A 19,387-nucleotide genomic window follows, 5' to 3' on the forward strand; every position below is an offset into this window, starting at 1 on the left:
CCCCCCCCCCCCCCCCCCCAGGGCGGTTTAGAAGAAGCCGAGCTTGTCCTCCGAGTAGGACACCAGCAGGTTCTTGGTCTGCTGGTAGTGGTCCAGCATCATCTTGTGGTTTTCGCGCCCGATGCCGGAGGACTTGTAGCCGCCGAACGCCGAGTGCGCCGGGTAGGCGTGGTACTGGTTGACCCAGACGCGGCCGGCCTGGATGTCACGCCCGGCGCGGTAGGCGGTGTTGCCGTTGCGGCTCCACACCCCCGAGCCCAGCCCGTAGAGGGTGTCGTTGGCGATCTCGATGGCGTCCTCGTAGCCGGAGAACTTCGCGACCGAGACGACGGGGCCGAAGATCTCCTCCTGGAAGATGCGCATCTTGTTGTGGCCCTCGAAGATGGTCGGCTGCACGTAGTAGCCGCCGGACAGGTCGCCCTCGAGCTCCGCGCGCCCGCCGCCGGTGAGCACCTTGGCGCCCTCGGCCTTGCCGATGTCCAGGTAGGAGAGGATCTTCTCCAGCTGGTCGTTGGAAGCCTGCGCGCCCATCATGGTCTCGGTGTCCAGCGGGTTGCCCTGCTTGATGGCCTTCGTGCGCTCCACGACGTCGGCCATGAAGGAGTCGTAGATGGATTCCTGGACCAAGGCGCGCGAGGGGCAGGTGCAGACCTCGCCCTGGTTCAGCGCGAACATGGTGAAGCCTTCCTTGGCCTTGTCGTAGAACGCGTCGTCCTTGGCCGCGACATCCTCGAAGAAGATGTTCGGGGACTTGCCGCCCAATTCCAGGGTGACCGGGATCAGGTTTTCCGAGGCGTACTGCATGATCAGCCGGCCGGTGGTGGTTTCGCCGGTGAACGCGATCTTGCGGATGCGCTTGTTGCTCGCCAGCGGCTTGCCGGCCTCGACGCCGAAGCCGTTGACCACGTTCAGCACGCCGGCCGGGAGCAGGTCGCCGATGAGTTCCATGAGCACCAGGATCGAGACCGGGGTCTGCTCGGCGGGCTTGAGCACGATGGCGTTGCCCGCCGCCAAGGCCGGGGCCAGCTTCCACACGGCCATGAGGATCGGGAAGTTCCAGGGGATGATCTGCCCGACCACACCGAGCGGCTCGTGGAAGTGGTAGGCGGTGGTGTGCTCGTCGATCTGCGAGAGGCCGCCCTCCTGGGCGCGGATGGCGCCGGCGAAGTAGCGGAAGTGGTCGACGGCTAGCGGCAGGTCGGCGTTGATGGTCTCGCGCACCGCCTTGCCGTTGTCCCAGGTCTCGGCGACCGCAAGCATCTCGAGGTTTTCCTCGATGCGGTCCGCGATCTTGTTCAGGATCACGGCGCGTGCCGCCGGGCTGGTCTTGCCCCAGGGGCCGGCTGCGGCCTCGGCCGCGTCGAGTGCCGCCTCGATGTCCTCGGCGGTGCCGCGGCCGACCTCGCAGAAGCCCTTGCCGGTGACCGGGGTGATGTTCTCGAAGTACTCGCCCTTGATCGGGGCGACCCACTGGCCTCCGATGTAGTGCTCGTAGCGGGACTTGAACTGGACCAGTGAACCTTCGGTGTTGGGGTTGGCGTAGACCGTCATGACGACTCCTTGCAATCGGTGGTGTGGCGCTGTTCTGAATGTGAGCCTACTCACACCAACGTTGCGGCAACGTTGCATTCAACCCTTTCCACGCTGCCGGGCACCTCCGACCTGTCCCCGGCACCCGTCATGTGCCAGCAATCCACTTTGCACCATGACCCGTTTCGCCCCCCGCCACACTTGACCGCGTCCACTTTCCCCCACTTTTCCCCGTTCCGGCACCGGCCCGGGTCGTGGGAGGAGCACACTCGAGCGCATGAGGACTCCCGCCGCACCGATCCCCCCGAGGGGGCATGCACGCACCGACACCGCGATCCGCCACCTGGCCGACGCGGTGGCCCGGTTGCGTGCCGCGCAGCGGGAGCTCGACGGGCTGGAGCCGGACGCGGCCTCGGCCGCACTGCTGCTGGGCCTGCTGGAACAGGGGAACCGGGCCATCGCCTACGAGCAGCTGCGCACCGCCTTCCGGGCCGATGTGAACCAGGTGCACCGGCTGGACCCGGACACCGCGGCCGCCATCGACGCGCTGGCCACCGACCCCCGCTCCCTGGCCGAGGGAACCGCGGAGGTTCCCCCGGAGCGGATATGCCCGGGGATGGCACCGCACCGCGACACCGCTTCCTGGCTGCAGGCGCACCTGCACATCTCGGCCACCGAAGCCCGCCGCCGGATCACCGGCGGCCGCTTGCTCGTCGCACCGGCACCCACCCCGTCGGAGTCTCCCGACCATGGACAGGACCTCCGGTCGCCCGACGAACCCGCAGCCCGGATGTCGGCGCCCCTGTTTCCGCTGCTGGCCGGGGCCGCGGCCGACGGGTCCGCAGACGTAGGCACCCTTGCGCAGCTGGCCGGGCGGCTGGAGTCGTTACAGCCGCGCATCGCCGAACGCCCCGACGCGGCGAACCTGAACACCGCCATCGAGGAATCCCTGGTTCACGAGGCCCGCACCCGGGAACCGAGGCACTCCCACAAGGCCCTCGCCGACTGGGGCACCTATCTGGCGGAGAACGGCGCCCCAATCACCGACGAGGAGATCCTGGCCAAGCGCGGCATGGTCTACCGCGGTTACCGCGAGGGCTGCGACGAGTACCTGTTGCGCTGCGACCCCATCGACTCCGAAACGATCCTCGCCTTCGCCGAGGCCTGGACCAACCCGCGCTCCGACAAGCTCCCGCCCGCCTCCGCCTCGACCGGCGGTCTCGTCATAGATCCCGGCACCGGCACCGGCACCGGAAAAGACTCCGCCCCCGCCCCCGGCACCGGCACCACAGGCGTCAGCGGCCCGGGTCCCGACGCGGCGGAGTTTTCCGACGCCGCCGCACCGGTCGGCCTGCCCGCGCCCGAGTGGGCGGTGGCCCCGGGCACGAGCCCGGACCAGGTCCCGCGAAGCGAATGGGTGTGCGGGCCCCCCGCCACCGCCGACGGCACGAATACCGCGAACCCCACCGCCACACGCTGGGACACCTCGACTTGGTGGGAAGCCCGCGACCCGCGCACCACCTCCCAACTGCTGTTGGACGGGGTCATCGCCGCCATCAACGGCGCCCTGAACGGCACCGGGGTCCCCGAATCCGGGGGCCTGCGCGTGAAGGTCGGGGTGCTGATCGGCTACCGCGCCCTGCTGGGCCAGTGCGAGGACGCCGGGATCACCGACCACGGCCGCCCGGTCTCCGCCGCGAACATCCGTCGGCTAGCCTGCAACGGCGACATCCTGCCGGCGGTGCTGGGCACCGAGGGGGAGATCCTGGATCTTGGCCGCGAGGTCCGCGGCTTCTCACCGGCCCAGCGCAAGGCCCTGGCCATCCGCGACCGCGGCTGCGTGATCCCCGGCTGCCATCGTCCCGCCGCAACCACCGAGGCCCACCACGTGAAGCCCTGGCAGGAGGGCGGGCCAACCAGCGTGGACAATGGTTGCCTGACCTGCGCTTTCATCATCTGCAGGTCCATTCCGGGCTGATCACCCTAAGAATGGTCAACGGGATCCCGTACGTCATTGCCCGGGCCGGGCAGCCCCGCGGAGATCCGGAACGAAACCTGTACTGGCATCCCGAACTGCGCACCGCCGGCTACACCCCGCCGATGTTCACCGACTAAGAACGGGTTTCGAGCCGTTCAAGTGCGGCAACCACCATGGCCCGGCGTGGCGAGCGGGCGGGCAACACCTGCAACGTGGTCCCGAGGACCTCCTCGTCGTCCTGCACCTCGGGCAGCTCCAGGAAGCGAAGAAGCTGCGCGTCGCTCCCATCCTGCAGCATCCCCTGCCTCAGAGCGGCAAAGACCTCGTCTCGGATCACCTCGATGCCCGGGGCCTGCGAGCGCGGGAGGATCGGACCCGCAAAATGGGCCAACGCTGCGTCGAGGTCACCGCCTTCGATGGCAAGCAGCACCTCCCGGGCGTCACTTCGCGGCATACTCCCGAGCCGATACGGGCGAGAAAGGGGAACCAGCAGTGGATCGAATTCCGCCAGGACCTTACGCAACCTGACCATTTCCGCCCGGAGCGTTCCCACATCGGCGTCATCGGGATTGAGATGTAGCAACTCGACCAATTCCTCGCCGGTTAGCCCACGGGGATGCCAACTCAGCAACGCGAGCAGTTCCGCGTGCCGGGTGCTTAGCTCAATGATCCGGTCGCCGCGGTGCAGTTCCGCTCCGGTGCCGGAGGTCAGTCGAAGCATTGACCTCGAGACCGGCTCGGATTTCACCCGGGAGGCCGAAGAGACGATAAAAGACCTTTGCGACGGTTCGACTTTTTCCTGGTGCCAGCGCAGCTCGGACTCGGCCGCCGCCACCGCCGCTTTCAGGAGTGCCAGTGAATGTGCGGCGACGGCGTCCTCGCCGCCGGTGATGTCCACGACGCCGAGTATTTCCCCGGTGTCCGGTGCATGGATGGGAACGGCTGTGCAGCTCCAGCGTTGGGCGATGGGGTCGAAGTGTTCCGCACCGGAAACCTGCACTCCGCCTCGGGTGGCAAGCGCCGTGCCCGGCGCCGAGGTTCCCACGGTGCGTTCGGACCAATCGGCACCTGGAACAAAGGCCATGGATTCGGCATCCCGCAAGGCCTGGCTGTCTCCCTTGACCCAGAGCAGGCGTCCCGCGTGATCCCCGATGGCCAGGATCAACCCCGTCTCCCGTGCCGGTTCGAGCAGGAGCCGGTCGAAGACCGGAAGAACCAGCCGCAACGGCGAGGCGCTCCGCAATTCACGCAGGGCATCGTCGCCGAGCACCGTATGTGCGTTGGATTCGGCTGTGTCCTTGTATTCCAGGGACCGCAACCATGATTCGCGAACCACGTCGCGCAATTTCCAGGCCACGTGGTCGAGCGCCCCGATGCCCAGCGTCTCGTGGGCCGCCAGCGCACTGCGCTGCAACGCCATGGAGGCGGGAGAAATGAGAGGCATTTTTCACCTTCCGCGGGGCAAGGAGCCAAGGAGCCAAGGAGCGGAGTCTTGAACTGACACCACGGCGTGATCCCGTTCACGATTTGCTCCCAAGCTTAGGGGAGATTCCCGGTCAAATGAAGCCCACCGGCTGCCGCCACCACCATGGAGGCCACCGGATCCACCGCGCGTCCTGCCCTTGCACTGATCCCGACGCCCGAGCATCATGGGTGCGGGATGTCTTCCCGTTTCACCAAACGTCTCTTCCCAAGAAAAGGAGCGGCCCCATGGCCCGCATGATTTTCGTCAATCTTCCCACCAAGGATCTCGCCGCCTCGGATGCATTTTATGCCGGGCTGGGATTTGAAAAGAACACGGACTTCTCCAATGAGGTGGCCACCGCGTGGATGATCACCGAGACCATCTGGGTCATGGTGCTCACCGAGGAGTTCTACTCCTCGTTCCTGCGCAACGGAGACAAGCCCACTTACGGTGCCGGCCCGCGCGAGGTGCTCAATGCCATCAGCGGGGAAACCCGTGAGGAAGTCGACGAGTACTCACGCCGCGCACTTGAACATGGCGGGACCATCTACCGCGAGGCGGCGGAGGAGTTCCCGGGCATGTATTCGGTGGCATTCCTTGATCCGGACGGCCACGAGTGGGAAGTGGGCTGGATGGACATGTCATCGGCCCCCGGGGCCTAAGGAAAATATAAGGAAGAGGCAGTCGTTCCTTGCGCCCCATTGGTCGCAGGGAACGACTGCCTCGTGGTTTCCGGTGCCGGGGTCTTCAGGGTCACCCCGTGCAGGCCTCGTTGGAACAACCTGCATCGCGTGGCGCCCAATGGGCCTCGTTCTCGCCCTTGTCCTCCCACACGATATGGCGATGCTGCCCGCATCGTTCGCAGGAAGGCGCCAGGAAGGTGGCGCGCTCGGCATCCGTGTACAACTTGTAGTCACCCATGTTTTTCTCCCTTGAACCTTGCGGAACTAAAGTGCAATCACTCTACGCCCGGAGGGGAGGGGAACTCTAGGATGCCGGGTGGTGGCGCTTGAACTTGCGGTAGTGGTTTACCGTGCTCACCAGGATGTAGAACCAGCGGCGGGGATTGGTTTCCTTCTTGTAGTACAGCGGGTGGCTGTAGCGCTTGGCCGAAATGAGTTCCTCGACCCCGTTCTTCATGTCACCCGGAAGGTAGCGTCGCAAAAGCCGCAGCGGGAGGATGTTGTAGAGGTGGCGGTTGCCCGCGACCTCTAGTTCCGCTCCCCCGGACAATCCGCCGCGCAGGTACTCCTCGACGTAGAAGCGCGTGACGTTGTGGCCGGCAGCGGTGATATAGAAGTGGTTGCGGCCCAGGCGCGGGTTCAGTTCGAAGAACTTGTAGGTCCCGTCGCGCGGGTCCAGCTTCATGTCGAACATGGAGAAGCCGGTCCAGCCGAGGGCGTCGAGCAACCGGGAGCCTTCGGCAACCGCCGTCTCGTTGGGCTGGGTGACAATGGCAGCGGAGTTTCCCAGCGCGCCGGGGGCATGTTCCTCGACGATGACCCGCCCGCAGGAGACAAATCGGACCTTGCCGCTTCGGTCGCTGAAGAACGTGGCCAGGTGCATGCCGCTGTCATCGCCCGGGATCAGGTCCTGGATGACCAAGGTGCCGGCATACCCGGCGTTGGAGGCGTTGGAGATGAGCTCGGTCAGCTCCGCCAGCGAGGAGACGGTGTGGACCTTCTTCTTGCCCGCGAACTCCAGTGCACCCCAGGCCACTCCGTCCGAGGGCTTTACGATGGCCGGGAACGGCACCCCCTCGGCGGCAAGCTCCGCCTCAAGAGCCGCGGGATCCGCTGATGCCCCGGCACAGTCGTGGACCACAGTGGCCGGGTAGCTGACGCCAAGCTCGCGGCAAAGTTCGTAGAAAGCATCCTTTTCCGTGGCCCGGTCCAACTCCGCATTGCCCACATAGGGGATGGTGAACCATTCGGAGAGCTCTTGGGCATGGGTGGCGATGAAGCGGATGTGCTGGTCGGCGGCACCCAAGAGCAACAGCGGCCGCTTGGCACCGTTGTTGCCGCCGAATTCGCGTCCCAGCCCGGACACGAAGGCGGCGAACGCCGCCGGATCGTCCTGCCGGGCGAAGGGCCGCGGCACCAGGACCCGCGAGTGCTCGGTGATGCCGGTCATCACCGAGGGGACGACCACCGAAAGCACGTCGTACTGCTCGTGGAACTCACGCGCCAACGAGTACGCGCCGATGTCACCGCCCAAAATGACAGGGACGAAGGGCTGGTTCTCGTTGATCTGCATGATCCAAAACTATCAACCCGGCACAAATCGAATACCCCCTGGGGGTACTTGACTTTATACCCTCAGGGGGTATTATTTGGGGTATGGAAAACATCGCCCTTCCGATCGACGAGCATGTCGGCCACGGATACACAGCCAACAAGGAAGCGCTGCTGAAGCGTCTCAACCGCATCGAGGGCCAGGTCCGCGGCGTCAATCGGATGGTCAATGAGGACAAGTACTGCATTGACATCCTCACGCAGATCTCCGCCATCAACGCTGCCCTGCACAAGGTCAGCCTCGGCCTGGTCGAAGAGCACGTCTCCCATTGCGTCGTGAATGCCGCAGCGCAGAGCATCGAAACCGGCGACCAGTCCTTTGTGGACGAGAAGGTCGCCGAGGTCACCACGGCCGTTGGCCGACTGCTGCGCTAGGGGGGGCACACACGCTCCCTGAATCCCACACACCCAAGAAACCACTCCCTCAGGAGAAAACATGAGCGATACATCAAACGGCGGTTGCTGCGGCGGAAGCTGCGGATGCAACTCGAATGAAGGACTCACCATCACCATGCGACCGGAGGACACTATGAGCCAGAGCAACATCACCCTAAAGATCGACGGCATGACCTGCGGCCACTGCGTCGCCTCCGTCACCGAGGAACTGCGCGAAGTTGAAGGCGTCACCGATGTCGAGGTCTTCCTCTCCGCAGGAGGCACCTCAACCGCCAACGTCACCACCAACTCACCGGTGGATAACGCAGTGCTGACCCAGGCAGTCCAGGAGGCCGGCTACACCGTCGTCTCCACAGACGCCTAGGCCCACGCCCGATTGCCAACGCACGGGGCGAGCACCCAGCTGCACGGACCATCGCCCGCCCCAGGAACGGAAATGATGAGCAACGAAACCACCTTCCCCGCAAACCAACGCATCATTGAGCTGGACATCCAGGGCATGACCTGCGCGTCGTGCGTGGGACGGGTTGAGCGCAAGCTCGGCAAGATCGACGGCGTCGAAGCCCTGGTGAACCTGCCGCTGGAGTCGGCACGGATCACGGTCCCGGATTCGATCAGCGACGAACAGATCATTGCCACCGTGGAGTCAGCCGGATACCAGGCCAGCCTGAAGGCCGACAGCTATGCCGCCGCGCCTTCCCAGGCGCAGCCTGCTTCCACCGGCACTGCCGAACCACCCAACGCCCCGCGCACGGACCACACCACCGGGCACGGCGGAAACGACCTGAAGAAGCGACTGATTGGTGCCGCGATCTTCGCGGTTCCGCTGTTCATCATTTCCATGATCCCTGCGGCGCAGTTCCCCCACTGGGGTTGGGTCGCGCTGGTCCTGGCCACGCCAGTGGTCTTCTGGTCGGCCTGGCCGTTCCACCGCGCCGCCGCGATCAATGCGCGGCACCTGGCCTCCACGATGGACACACTGGTGTCGATCGGAGTGCTCGCCGCATACTTCTTCTCCGTGTGGCAATTGACGGCTGACCCGATGCTGACCGCCCACATCGGCATGCCGATGAGCGAACACCCCCTGTACTTCGAGACCGCAGGCGTCGTGGCTACGTTCCTGCTTTTGGGACGCTTTCTGGAGGCGCGCGCCAAGTCGAAGGCCGGGGACGCACTGAAGACGCTGCTGGACCTCGGCGCGAAGGAAGCCGTCGTGCTGCGCGATGGCGTCGAAACGAAGATCCCCGCCGCCGAGCTGGTGCCCGGCGACGAGTTCGTGGTGCGCCCGGGTGAAAAGATCGCCACCGACGGCTTCGTGGTCACCGGCCACTCCGCCGTGGACACGGCACTGGTCACCGGCGAATCGGTGCCCGTCGAGGTAGGCCCGGAAGACACCGTCACCGGCGCCACCATCAACACCTCCGGCCGCCTCCTGGTGCGCGCGACCCGCGTCGGAAAGGACACTACCCTGGCCCAGATGGGCCGCCTGGTTTCCCAGGCGCAGACCGGCAAGGCCCCCATCGCCCGGCTCGCCGACAGGATCTCCGCCGTCTTCGTTCCGATCGTGCTGGCCATTGCGCTGCTGACCTTCGTGTTGTGGCTGGTATTCACCGGGGACATGAACTCCGCGGTTGCCGCCTCCGTCGCGGTGCTGGTCATCGCCTGCCCCTGCGCGCTGGGCCTGGCTACCCCCATCGGCCTGCTGGTGGGTTCCGGACGCGGGGCCCAACTCGGCATCCTGATCCGCGGACCACAGGTCCTGGAGGACACCCGCAAGATCGACACCGTGCTGCTGGACAAGACCGGAACCATCACCGAGGGCAACCTCGCGGTCACTTCCACCATCCCGGCCGCCGGTTTCGATGCCGCCACGCTGCTGGCCCTGGCCGGCGCCGCGGAATCGGGTTCAGAGCACCCCATTGCCCACGCCATCGTTGCGGCGGCGCGTGCAGAGGCACCGTTGGCAGAGGCCACAGCGTTCACCTCTGCCCCCGGTGGCGGAGTCAAGGCCCGCATCGGAGACCGGACCGTGGTTGCGGGCCGGTCGAGCTGGATGCGGGAGAACGGAGTCAAGCTCAGCGAGTCAGACCACCTGATGCTGCGCGAGGCCCAGGAAAGCGGTGCCACCGCCATCATGATCGGCGTCGACGGCGCCTTCGCCGGACTGGTCAACCTCTCCGACACCATCAAGGAGTCCTCCGCGGCGGCGATTGCCCGGCTGAAGGAACTGGGACTTCGCCCGGTGCTGTTGACCGGCGACAATGCCGCGGTGGCCGCGCAGGTTGCATCCCGGGTCGGCATTGCCGAGGCCGATGTCTTTGCCGATGTCTTCCCCGAGGGCAAGGCCCAGGCCGTGCGCAAGCTGCAGGCCGAGGGCCGCGTGGTGGCCATGGTCGGCGACGGGGTCAACGACGCACCGGCACTCGCCCAGGCGGACCTCGGGATCGCCATGGGGTCGGGCACCGACGTCGCCATCGAGGCGGCGGACCTGACCATCATGGGCAACGACCTGTCCCAGGTGGCCCAGTCCATCGAGCTGTCCCGCAAGACTCTGGGCACCATCAAGATGAACCTGTTCTGGGCTTTTGCCTACAACACCGCCGGCATCCCGATCGCCGCACTCGGGTTCCTGAACCCGATGATCGCTGGAGCCGCCATGGCCGCCAGCTCCGTGCTGGTGGTCGCCAACTCACTGCGACTGCGCAGCTTCGGGCGCAAGTAGCAACGCCCGAGCCACGACGAGGCCGGTGTGTGGCGGCGGTGCTTCCCATCTGGGGCACCGCGGCTGCACACCGGCCTTGCGTGTTGGCCGCGCTGGCTACCGGCTGCGCAATTCGTCGGCCCGCACCAGCAGCACGCCGCCGACGATCAACAGCCCTCCGAGCAACTGGACTCCTGCAGGCAGCTCACCCAGCAGAAGCCACGCCCACAGCACGGCGAAAAGCACCTCGGTGAGCGAGATGAAGGAAGCAAGCTTCGAACCCAGCTTCCGGGCTGCCATAATGCCGGTGACATAGGCGATGACCGTGGAGAACAGCACGAGTCCGCCCAGTGCCACCCACCACTGGGTTTCCCAGCTGGCCAGCTTCACGGGCACGAACCTCACCTGCATGTCCAGCAGGCCGACCACCCCCAGAATCCCCATGGCCGCTGCCCCCACAAGCAGCCCGCCGGTGGCCAGCACGATCGGCGGCAGTGCGCCATCGGCTCGGGCGCTGACGAAGAAGTAGACCGTCAAACCTACGGCAGCACCCAGTCCCCAGAGCACCCCAATCGGGTCAACGCGCGTCTCTCCCGCCAGATCCAGGACGGCGACCAGGCCGGCGAGGGCCAGGAGCGCGCCACCGATCGTCATGGCCTTGGGAGTCCTGCGGTGGCGAACCCACAGAAAGAGCACGATCAGCACGGGGGCCAGGTACTCCAGCAGCAGGGCCACTCCCACATCGAGTCTTTCGACGGCCAGGAAATAGCAGAATTGGCAGGCGCCGACGCCGAACAACCCAAAGAGCAGGATCGACTTCCAGTTGCGGGCCAGCAGCGACCACTTGCCACGCATGACCAGAAGCGTGGGAACCAGCAACACCAGTGCTGCGCCTGCCATGCGCAACGTCACCGCCGCGGCGGGACTCCAGCCCGCCTCCAGCAGCGACTTGGCGAACGAACCGGACAGGCCGAAGACGGCCGACGAAAACAACGCAATGCCGACGCCGCCCAGGCGTGGGCGCGAGGACGACACCGGGACTGCCGGGGGTGACAGCTGTGCCAACTGTGTGGGGATTTCTTCTCTTGGCACGGCGATACGCTCCTAGGCAAAGTTGGCCCGACGCGCGAAGGGGGGCTTGTGGCCGCAACGACTGTCAGGAGTAAAGTTATGTATGATCATGACACTAGATCCACGGGGGTTTCCCCGTCAATCCACAGTGCACCACAGGAGTCACATTGATCTTTGCCCCTGACACAGAGGTTGCCCTGGGCACTGTCGTTGCCCTCATCAACTCATCAGACCAGGCCTCCGACGGCCTGCTCACGCGTGCCGACCTCAACGAGTTCCTCAATGAGCAGGGGTTCACCGGCTCACGGACCCACAATGACGCGGAGCTGCGCTCGGTACGCCAACTGCGCTCCCAGCTGCGCGAGCTGTGGTCCGCTTCCGAGGAGGAAGCCGTGGACAGGGTCAACAACATCCTGCGCAACGCCCGCGCCCTGCCGCAATTGGTCAAGCACGACGGGTGGGAATACCACATCCACGCCACCACGCCGGAGGCGCCCCTGAGCGAGCGCATGGCGGTGGAAGCCGCCATGGCCCTGGTGGACGTGTTGCGTTCGGGCGAATTGTCGCGCCTGCGGGCCTGTGCGTCCGAGGACTGCGAAGCGGTGCTGTTGGACCTTTCAAGGAATCGTTCGAAGCGCTATTGCGACACCGGAAACTGTGCCAACCGGGAGCACGTGAGGGCATACCGCCAGCGAAAATCCGAGCAAAAACCCGGGCTGTGAACATACACTGGAGCCAGGGCCGAAAGTGTATTTGGCCCGCCGATCGGAGGAGCCACCGTGAACAGCGAAGAAGCCCCGCAACCACACGCCGCTGACGAGTACGAAGTCGACCTGGAGAAGTCCCATGACGGCCCGGCAAGAGCCGCCGCCCGCTGGGCCGCCGCGCTGGTCAACGGGTTCTTCGGCGGAGCCGGATCCGACGCAGTCGGTGCTGCCGTCGTCGTCCACCGGATCGACAACAACGCCGAGGTGCTGCGCATCAATGCAGGCAGCATCGAGGATGCCGAGTCAATGGTGGCGATGGTCCGCTCGGACCTCGAGGAGCTGGACCACGACGAATTCCTGGATCGCTGGGGCGGGCGCGACGGCGCCGAGCCCGCGCACTAGCCCGTCAGCAGCACATCTATCCTGCGGGAAAGCCTTGCCGGCGCCTGAACCTTTGCTCGGAGCACTTGTTCATCGGGACAAGCACCAAGAGACCAAGCGCGGAAATGAAGGCGCCCGTCAGCGCCGCTGTGCGGTAGCGATGTACGTCCGGTCGCCGTGACGGACTGGGAAGAAGCCTTGTTGCGACAAGGGTTGCCAAGGAATCGACGCCCGCACTTTCTTCACCGCCACCGCTAACGCCGGTTAACCGACGATGCCGCCCGGGATTCCCGGGCGGCATCGTCCAAAAGCGTGGTTTATCTAGTTCTTCTTCTTGGGCTTCGCGTCCGGGGTTTCCGACGAGCGGTTGACTCCGGATCCGGTTCCCATTTCCTCGGGGTTTTCCTTGCCCGCCATGGTCATCACGGAAATAATCAGCAGGCACGCGACGAAGGCGACACCAAAGGCCACAAGCCCGATGTCGATACGCAACGGGTTATCCGAGCCACCGGTTGACGAAATGGTGGCAATGACGCCGGCAACGATGCCCATGACCAAGGAGAAGGAAAGGGGTGCCTTGATGCTCTGCTGCCAAGATTTTTTCTCGGCTGGGGTGTTGCCCACGAAAGGCCCTCCTACAGGTATTTGGTTCAACATTTATTCTAGCTCCAAAGCCCGGTCTCGGGTTCCTTCGCGGCATGGCGCAGGCCGAAGGCAGAGATCAGTACGAACACCGCCAGGATAATGGCGCCACCACCTGCCAGGCCGAGCAATCCGTGGGCGTCCAGGTGCAGGCCCATCAGCAGCGACGCCCCCGCGCCCAGGGACACGAAGCCGGTGACCAGCTGATCCTTGAACGGGACGAACTCGGTGCGGTGCCGAATGAAGACCACGATTTCCAGGGCGCCGGCGAGGATCCACGCGGCGGCCCCGGCGATCGCCACCACAAGGGTCTCGGGACGGAACGCCATGACCAGGCCCGCGAGGATCATGGCCACCGCGGCACCCGCATAGAGCCCGCGCACGGACTTCGGGGCGCTCGGGGCGCTGGCATAGTCCCAGAGGAACTTTGCGCTGATCACCATGAAGGCAGCCAACGAGTAGGCCAGCACCTGGTTGTTGGCGGCGGGCCAGAAGATGGACACGAGCGCAAAACCGGCGGCCGTCGCGGCGCGCCCCATCACTGGGGTGGCTACTTCGGCGGCAATGGTTGCGGGAATTTTTACTGCAGGCACGTCCACAAGTCTACCGGCGATGGAACCTCCGGCCTCATTCGCGCCCGGGCCGCCGACGGATCAGCTCCGGGCCGAGGTCGGCGATCGTGGCCGCCCCCATGAGCTGCATGTTGACCTCGATTTCCTTGGCCAGCAGTTCGATGGCCCGCGCGACGCCTTGCTCGCCACCTGCCATCAGCCCGTAGAGGTAGGCGCGGCCAATGAGGACGAAGTCGGCCCCGGCGCAGATCGAGGCGACGATGTCGGCACCGGACATGATGCCCGAGTCCAGGATGATCTCCACCCCCGCACCGACTTCGGCACGCACCTCGGCCAGCGCCTCGAAGGAGATCGGGGCACGGTCAAGCTGGCGACCGCCGTGGTTGGACACGACCAGGCCATCCGCCCCGGCGTCGACCGACTTGCGTGCATCCTCTGCGGTGAGCACGCCCTTGACGAAGAGCTTGCCGTCCCAGATGGAGCGGATCCATTCCAGGTCGGCGAAGGAGAGCGTCGGGTCGAACATCGAGTTGATCAGCGTGGGCAGGTCGGTGGCGCTGTTGGACAGCGAGGCGAACTTCAACGAGTCGGTTGTCAGGAAGTTGAACCACCATTCGGGGCGGTAGGAGGCATCCAGCACCGTCTTGAGGTTCAGCTTGGGCGGGATTACCATGCCGTTGCGGGCATCGCGCAGGCGCTGGCCGGCCACGGGGGTGTCGACGGTGACCAGCAAGGTGTCATAGCCCGCGGCCTTGGCACGCTCCAGCAGCTGGCGCGACTTCTCCCTGTCCTTCCACAGGTAGAGCTGGAACCAGCGGCGGGACTCCGGTGCCGCCTCGGCGACCTCCTCCAGCGAGCGGGTGCCCATGGTGGACAGGGAAAACGGGATGCCGGCGGCCGCGGCGGCACGCACCGCGCCGGTCTCCCCCTCGGCATGCATGAACCGGGTGAACCCGGTCGGGGCGATGCCGAAGGGCAGTGCCGAGGACGCACCGGCAATGGTGGTGGACAAATCCGCCTTCGCGGTGCCGTGCAGGATGCGCGGAACCAGCTCGATCGAGTCGAAGACCTCGCGGGAACGGCGGTAGGTCAGTTCGCGCTGGGCCGCTCCATCGACGTAGTCGAAGGCCGGTGTGGGGGTGCGCCGCTTGGCGATGGCGCGCAGGTCCCACACGTCGGCGGCCTTGGCCAGGCGGGCCGCCCTCCTGTCCAGGGTGACGGGCTCGAACTTCATTAGCGAGCGAAGTTCGGAAATCTGCGGAACGCGGCGCTTCATGTGGGGTGTCCGGCTTTCTGTGGATCGTGCGTGGGGGGGATGGTGCGTGGGGCCCGGGGAAGGGCGGGTCAGTGGTTGGCGGGCAGGCGCATGGAGATCAGCACTGCAAACGCCGAGACCAGGCAGCAGGCCAGCAGGTAGCCGGCGGCCAGGTAGGTCGCCCCGTCAGCGGCGTTGACCAGGGCCGCTGCCACCAGCGGGCTGAGCCCGGCAACCACGGCCCCGTTGGTTTCGCGCGCCACGCCGATTCCGCTGAGCCGGCGTTGGGGCGGGAAGAGGTTGGTGAGGAACGCGCCCTGAGCGCCGCTGGTGGCCGGGATGACCAGCCCGTAGCCCAGCGCGATCGCCGTGAAGGCCAGGGCGAAGCTTCCGGCGGTCAGCAGGCCGAAGATCGGGTATGCCAGCGCCGCGCCCGTGACGGAGCCAAAGAGCAGCACTTTCGGTGCCCCGAACCTGTCCGAGAGCCAGCCGCCCACCGGGGTCAACGCGACTGAAACCAGCGAACCCAGGGTGACGGCCAGCAGGGCGTCGGGCTTGGCCAGGCCGACCAGCGGGGAGGTCATGAGGCTCAGCGCGTAGACGGCCAGGATGTAGTTCATGGCGTTGTGTCCGGTGATGGAGAAGAAACCGATGAGCACCTGGCGCCAGTCGCGGGACAGCACGTCGCGCAGCGGCAGGCGCGCCTTGCTCCGCTCCCCTGCCGCCTTCTCGATGGCCCGGGAATATTCGGGTGTTTCCTCGAGCCGGTTGCGGATGTACAGGGCAAGCAGGAAGAGTACGGCGGACACCAGGAACGGGACACGCCAGGCCCAACCCAACAGCACATCTGTGCCCAGCGAGGAGACGGCAAAGAAGGCGAAGGTCGCCAGGGCGATGCCGGCCGGCGGGGTGGAGAGCACCAGCGAGGTGTAGAAGCCCCGGCGCTTGGGCGGTGCGAACTCGGCCACCAGGGTCATCGCGCCAGCCAGCTCGGCTCCCGCGCCAAAGCCCTGCAGCAGCCGCAGGATGACCAACAGCAGCGGGGCGGCGGCTCCGATCGCGGCGCTGGTGGGCAGCAGGCCCACACCCACCGTGGCCACGCCCATGAGGATGATGGTCAACATCATCGCGGGACGGCGGCCGTATTTGTCGCCGATGTGCCCCACGATGACCCCGCCCAGCGGGCGGGCAACGAAGCCCACCGCGAAGGTGGCAAATGCCATCATGGCGGCGGCCGAGGACACCGCGTCGGAAAAGAAGAGCGGGGCGATGACCAGTCCGGCCGCTGCGCCGTAAAGCGCATAGTCGTACCATTCGATGACCGTGCCGAGCACTGCGGCGAAGAGCGCGCGGCGTCCGGCCGGGGTAAGCCGCTGGCCGGCGGTGGACTGCTCGTCGAAGCCCACCTTGGGGTTTGTGGTCATCGTTGACACCCATCCATTCAAAATTCCATGAAAAATCCCTGAAAGATATTTCTAACAGGCAGGTAGTATCTTTCACAAGGGCAGGGGACGCACCGGCCCAATGTGACACGGGCGAATTGCCCGCAGCCTTCAGGGAGATTCACCGATGAGTCCATCGCTTGCCGATCGCCTGGCCGTCCAGCTGCGCGCCGCCATCCTCACCGGGCAGATCGCCCCCGGCAGCATCGTGGTCGAACCACGGCTGGCCGAGGAATACGCCGTTTCCAAGACCCCCGTTCGCGAGGCCCTGCGCCTGCTGACCTCACAGGGTCTGCTCACCGTGCTGCCGAAGAAGGGCTATCTGGTGCGCACCATGGGGCTCAACGACATCCAGGAAACCCTGGACCTGCGCATGCTCCTTGAACCCCACGCCGCGGCAGCCGCAGCCGGCTTCCTGCCCCAGCACCTCATCGTGGAGCTGCGCCAGCTGCTCGATACCCAGTCCGCGCTCTCCTCCGCCGATCCGCTGGGTGCCATGAATGCGGCCCAGCACTTCCACCAGGCCATTGCCGACGCTTCCCGCAATACACGCCTGGCCGATACGCTGCGGCACTGCTTCGACGAAACCGCGCGCGCCCACCACGTGCTGCCGGGCCTGCAACGCTACATGGGCGTCCCCACCGAGCTGGAAGAGCACGAGGCCATCTACGCCGCCATCTCCGCGGCAGATGCGCGGGCCGCGGAGGAAGCCATGCGCGTTCACCTGCGTTCGATCCGGGCCGCCATGGCCCAGCAGTTCACCGATCCCGGCAGCCTCTGGGCCTGAGTTTCCCTGGTTCAGTCGCCCAGGCGCATCCATTTGTCGTTGCGCACCCGCCAAGTGAGGGTCGCGGCACGGGCGAGCATGAAGCCCAGCCCGAACGCCACCCAGATCCAGGCGACGGCCGAGACCCCGGGGTGCTCGAAAAGCGTGACGACAAACAACATCGGCAGGTAGGCGGCCAGATTGATCATGCCGGCGAGCGCCAAATAGCGTGCGTCACCGGCACCGATGAGTACCCCGTCCAGCACGAACACCAGTCCGCAAACCGGCTGGGATGCGGCGAGGATCCAGACCCCGACCATGGTGGCCTGCCGCACCGAGTCATCCGAGGTGAACAGCGAGCCGACGAAGGGTGCAATCAGGGCCAGCACGGCGCCGGTCACCACCCCGAAGTACACGCCCCACCGGCACATCATCTTGGTGAGCAGGTTGGTCCGCCTCGCGTTCCCGGCACCCAGTTCCTTGCCGATCAACGCCTGCGCGGCAATGGCCAGCGCATCCAGGGCGAAGGCCATGAACGTGAAGATGGTGAAGACCAGCTGGTGGGCGGCGAGCGTGAGCGCGCCCTGGCCGGTGGCCACCCAGACGGTGGCCAGCAGGGCCAGGCGCAGCGACAGCGTGCGCAGCATCAGCCAGGATCCGACCTGCCCGGTGCTCAGTACTCCGCGGCCATGCGGAGCCAAGGACTGTCCTGCCCGGCGGATCCGCGGAACAAGCATCCATAGGTAAACCGCCGCCATCCCCCACTGGGCGATCGAGGTGCCCAGCGCGGCGCCTGCAACCGACATGCCCAACGGGTAGACCAGGATGAAGTTCAGCGCGATGTTGGCGGCAAAGCCGATTCCGGCCACGTACAGCGGGGTCTTGGTGTCCTGCATGCCGCGCAGTACGCCGGTCGCCGCGAGCACCAGCAACATCGCAGGTATGCCAAAGGTGGAATATTGGATGTAATCCACCGCGAACCCGCGTACTTCGCCCTCGGCGCCCATGGCCGTTGCCAACATTGGCGCACCGAAGAACCCGAGTAAGCCCAGGACCACGCCCAGGCCGAGGGCAAGCCAGATCCCGTCCCGCCCGGCGGCCATGGCCCTGCCCATGTTCCCCGCCCCGATGGCCCTCGCTACGGCGGGGGTGGTGGAATATGCCAGGAAGACCATGAGTCCCACCGCGGTCTGCAGGACAGTGGTGCCCAGGCCGGCGCCGGCAAGTTCGTTGATGCCCAGGTGTCCGATGATGGCCATGTCGGCCAGCAGGAAGAGCGGCTCCGCGATGAGCGCACCCAGCGCGGGAACCGCCAACGCCAGAATAGTTCGACCCATCCCGCGAGAGGCCTCGGGGGTGGCAACCTGTTTCCTGCCTGCTTCTTTCACCCCACCAGACTACCGGGGACGATCGCGGCCAAGATTTCCCCAGAAACCCATTGACACAAACAAGTTTGTTATGCAAACTTGTTTGCAGATCGTCTGTCATTTCACTCCATTCCCCCAGGCACCGCGAAAGAAAGGCAACACCATGAACACGAACCCGGCCCCTGACTCCGGCCAACAGCTTGATCCGCGCGCTGCACTGGCGGCAATCAACCAGACTGCCGCGGCAACGCGCGCTTCCATTGAACCCAACGTCGCGCTCATCTACTTCGTGTGGGCCGTCGCCTACCTGGCCGGATACGGACTACTGCACGGCGCGACATTCGGCTGGCTTCCGCTGGCCTACACAACCGCGCTGGTCATCGGCGGGATAATCCTGCTTGCCGCCGTGGCCTACACCGCGGTTCTCGGCATCCGTTCCGGGTCCCAGGTGCGTGGTGATTCAAAGTTCGCGGGCATGGCCTACGGAATGAGCTGGATGGGCGGCTTCGCCACCACAGCCGTATTCAGCATCGCCTTCGCCAGGCTCATGCCGGACTCCGCGCAGCTGGCGACCGGCTGGCTGATCAACGCGGTGGCCATCCTCGTCGTGTCCCTGATGTACATGGCCGGGGCCGCAATCTTCCAGGAACGCGACATGTTCATCCTCGGAGCCTGCTTCACCGCGCTGAACATCGCCGGGCTTGTCGCCGGACCCGGGACCTTCATTTCCATCTTCGCCGTCGGCGGCCCGATCCTCTTCATCGCCGCCGGCATCATTACTCTGGTTCGCCGCCGCGCTTCCTCCCTGGCGGCGAAGTAG

Annotated in this window: 20 protein-coding genes; 10 read left to right on the top strand and 10 right to left on the bottom strand. The window is 65.8% G+C overall.

The annotated features are described in order from the left end of the window. Positions 1 to 27 precede the first annotated feature (27 nt). Entirely contained in the window at positions 28 to 1,551 is a 1,524-nt protein-coding gene (gene adh, locus ACIPUB_RS12325; RefSeq protein WP_407607641.1) for an aldehyde dehydrogenase, read from the bottom strand. Between the two features lie 256 nt (positions 1,552 to 1,807). Between adh and ACIPUB_RS12330 the strand changes: the two genes are divergently transcribed. Further along, entirely contained in the window at positions 1,808 to 3,508 is a 1,701-nt protein-coding gene (locus tag ACIPUB_RS12330) for a DUF222 domain-containing protein (RefSeq protein ID WP_407607642.1), read from the top strand. A gap of 11 nt (positions 3,509 to 3,519) precedes the next feature. Further along, on the top strand, positions 3,520 to 3,645 hold the full coding sequence (locus ACIPUB_RS12335; protein WP_407607643.1) for a hypothetical protein: 126 nt from the start codon (positions 3,520 to 3,522) through the stop codon (positions 3,643 to 3,645). Here the strand turns inward: ACIPUB_RS12335 and ACIPUB_RS12340 are convergent. Continuing rightward, positions 3,642 to 4,952: a GAF domain-containing protein gene (locus tag ACIPUB_RS12340; RefSeq protein ID WP_407607644.1), complete on the bottom strand. Its 1,311-nt coding sequence runs from the start codon at positions 4,950 to 4,952 to the stop codon at positions 3,642 to 3,644. The genes ACIPUB_RS12335 and ACIPUB_RS12340 overlap by 4 nt on opposite strands. 266 nt (positions 4,953 to 5,218) lie before the next feature. On the opposite strand from ACIPUB_RS12340, the gene ACIPUB_RS12345 reads away from it, so the two are divergent. Beyond that, positions 5,219 to 5,635 carry a VOC family protein gene (locus tag ACIPUB_RS12345; protein WP_407607645.1) on the top strand — a complete coding sequence of 139 codons (417 nt, stop codon included), beginning with the start codon at positions 5,219 to 5,221 and terminating at the stop codon, positions 5,633 to 5,635. 91 nt (positions 5,636 to 5,726) lie between these two features. Here the strand turns inward: ACIPUB_RS12345 and ACIPUB_RS12350 are convergent, their stop codons facing one another. Next, positions 5,727 to 5,894: a hypothetical protein gene (locus tag ACIPUB_RS12350; protein ID WP_407607646.1), complete on the bottom strand. Its 168-nt coding sequence runs from the start codon at positions 5,892 to 5,894 to the stop codon at positions 5,727 to 5,729. Between the two features lie 66 nt (positions 5,895 to 5,960). Further along, on the bottom strand, positions 5,961 to 7,229 hold the full coding sequence (locus ACIPUB_RS12355; protein WP_407607647.1) for a carbamoyl-phosphate synthase: 1,269 nt from the start codon (positions 7,227 to 7,229) through the stop codon (positions 5,961 to 5,963). Positions 7,230 to 7,312: 83 nt separating this feature from the next. Between ACIPUB_RS12355 and ACIPUB_RS12360 the strand changes: the two genes are divergently transcribed. From ACIPUB_RS12360 to ACIPUB_RS12370, 3 genes are all read left to right on the top strand, one after another. Next, entirely contained in the window at positions 7,313 to 7,642 is a 330-nt protein-coding gene (locus ACIPUB_RS12360) for a metal-sensitive transcriptional regulator (protein ID WP_407607648.1), read from the top strand. 154 nt (positions 7,643 to 7,796) lie between these two features. Next, positions 7,797 to 8,027, top strand: a complete 231-nt coding sequence (locus tag ACIPUB_RS12365; protein ID WP_407607649.1) for a heavy-metal-associated domain-containing protein — start codon at positions 7,797 to 7,799, stop codon at positions 8,025 to 8,027. A 75-nt stretch (positions 8,028 to 8,102) separates the two neighbouring features. After that, positions 8,103 to 10,385: a heavy metal translocating P-type ATPase gene (locus ACIPUB_RS12370; RefSeq protein WP_407607650.1), complete on the top strand. Its 2,283-nt coding sequence runs from the start codon at positions 8,103 to 8,105 to the stop codon at positions 10,383 to 10,385. 96 nt (positions 10,386 to 10,481) lie between these two features. Here the strand turns inward: ACIPUB_RS12370 and ACIPUB_RS12375 are convergent, their stop codons facing one another. Beyond that, positions 10,482 to 11,456: an EamA family transporter gene (locus ACIPUB_RS12375; protein ID WP_407607651.1), complete on the bottom strand. Its 975-nt coding sequence runs from the start codon at positions 11,454 to 11,456 to the stop codon at positions 10,482 to 10,484. A 146-nt stretch (positions 11,457 to 11,602) separates the two neighbouring features. On the opposite strand from ACIPUB_RS12375, the gene ACIPUB_RS12380 reads away from it, so the two are divergent. After that, positions 11,603 to 12,157, top strand: coding sequence for a CGNR zinc finger domain-containing protein (locus ACIPUB_RS12380; protein WP_407607652.1), 555 nt, complete (start codon positions 11,603 to 11,605; stop codon positions 12,155 to 12,157). 57 nt (positions 12,158 to 12,214) lie between these two features. Then, entirely contained in the window at positions 12,215 to 12,544 is a 330-nt protein-coding gene (locus ACIPUB_RS12385; protein WP_264271335.1) for a hypothetical protein, read from the top strand. Between the two features lie 300 nt (positions 12,545 to 12,844). Here ACIPUB_RS12385 and ACIPUB_RS12390 read toward each other — a convergent pair whose 3' ends face one another. The 4 genes from ACIPUB_RS12390 to ACIPUB_RS12405 form a co-directional block, all read right to left on the bottom strand. Beyond that, the gene (locus tag ACIPUB_RS12390; RefSeq protein ID WP_264271336.1) at positions 12,845 to 13,147 is read right to left on the bottom strand and encodes a hypothetical protein; all 303 of its coding nucleotides are present in this window, start codon (positions 13,145 to 13,147) and stop codon (positions 12,845 to 12,847) included. 38 nt (positions 13,148 to 13,185) lie between these two features. Beyond that, positions 13,186 to 13,758 carry a DUF308 domain-containing protein gene (locus ACIPUB_RS12395; protein ID WP_407607653.1) on the bottom strand — a complete coding sequence of 191 codons (573 nt, stop codon included), beginning with the start codon at positions 13,756 to 13,758 and terminating at the stop codon, positions 13,186 to 13,188. 34 nt (positions 13,759 to 13,792) lie between these two features. Next, complete coding sequence (locus ACIPUB_RS12400) at positions 13,793 to 15,013, bottom strand: alpha-hydroxy acid oxidase (RefSeq protein ID WP_407607654.1); 1,221 nt, start codon at positions 15,011 to 15,013, stop codon at positions 13,793 to 13,795. 68 nt (positions 15,014 to 15,081) lie between these two features. Then, complete coding sequence (locus tag ACIPUB_RS12405) at positions 15,082 to 16,416, bottom strand: MFS transporter (RefSeq protein WP_407607655.1); 1,335 nt, start codon at positions 16,414 to 16,416, stop codon at positions 15,082 to 15,084. Between the two features lie 145 nt (positions 16,417 to 16,561). On the opposite strand from ACIPUB_RS12405, the gene ACIPUB_RS12410 reads away from it, so the two are divergent. Continuing rightward, entirely contained in the window at positions 16,562 to 17,221 is a 660-nt protein-coding gene (locus tag ACIPUB_RS12410) for a GntR family transcriptional regulator (RefSeq protein WP_407607656.1), read from the top strand. Between the two features lie 11 nt (positions 17,222 to 17,232). Here ACIPUB_RS12410 and ACIPUB_RS12415 read toward each other — a convergent pair whose 3' ends face one another. Then, positions 17,233 to 18,537 (bottom strand): MATE family efflux transporter, encoded by a 1,305-nt coding sequence (locus ACIPUB_RS12415; RefSeq protein ID WP_407607657.1) that lies wholly within the window; start codon positions 18,535 to 18,537, stop codon positions 17,233 to 17,235. Positions 18,538 to 18,730: 193 nt separating this feature from the next. Here ACIPUB_RS12415 and ACIPUB_RS12420 point away from each other — a divergent pair, with 193 nt between their 5' ends. Then, positions 18,731 to 19,387 carry a hypothetical protein gene (locus ACIPUB_RS12420; RefSeq protein ID WP_407607658.1) on the top strand — a complete coding sequence of 219 codons (657 nt, stop codon included), beginning with the start codon at positions 18,731 to 18,733 and terminating at the stop codon, positions 19,385 to 19,387.

This window comes from Paeniglutamicibacter sp. ORCA_105 (assembly GCF_045798545.1).
GTDB lineage: Bacteria > Actinomycetota > Actinomycetes > Actinomycetales > Micrococcaceae > Paeniglutamicibacter > Paeniglutamicibacter sulfureus.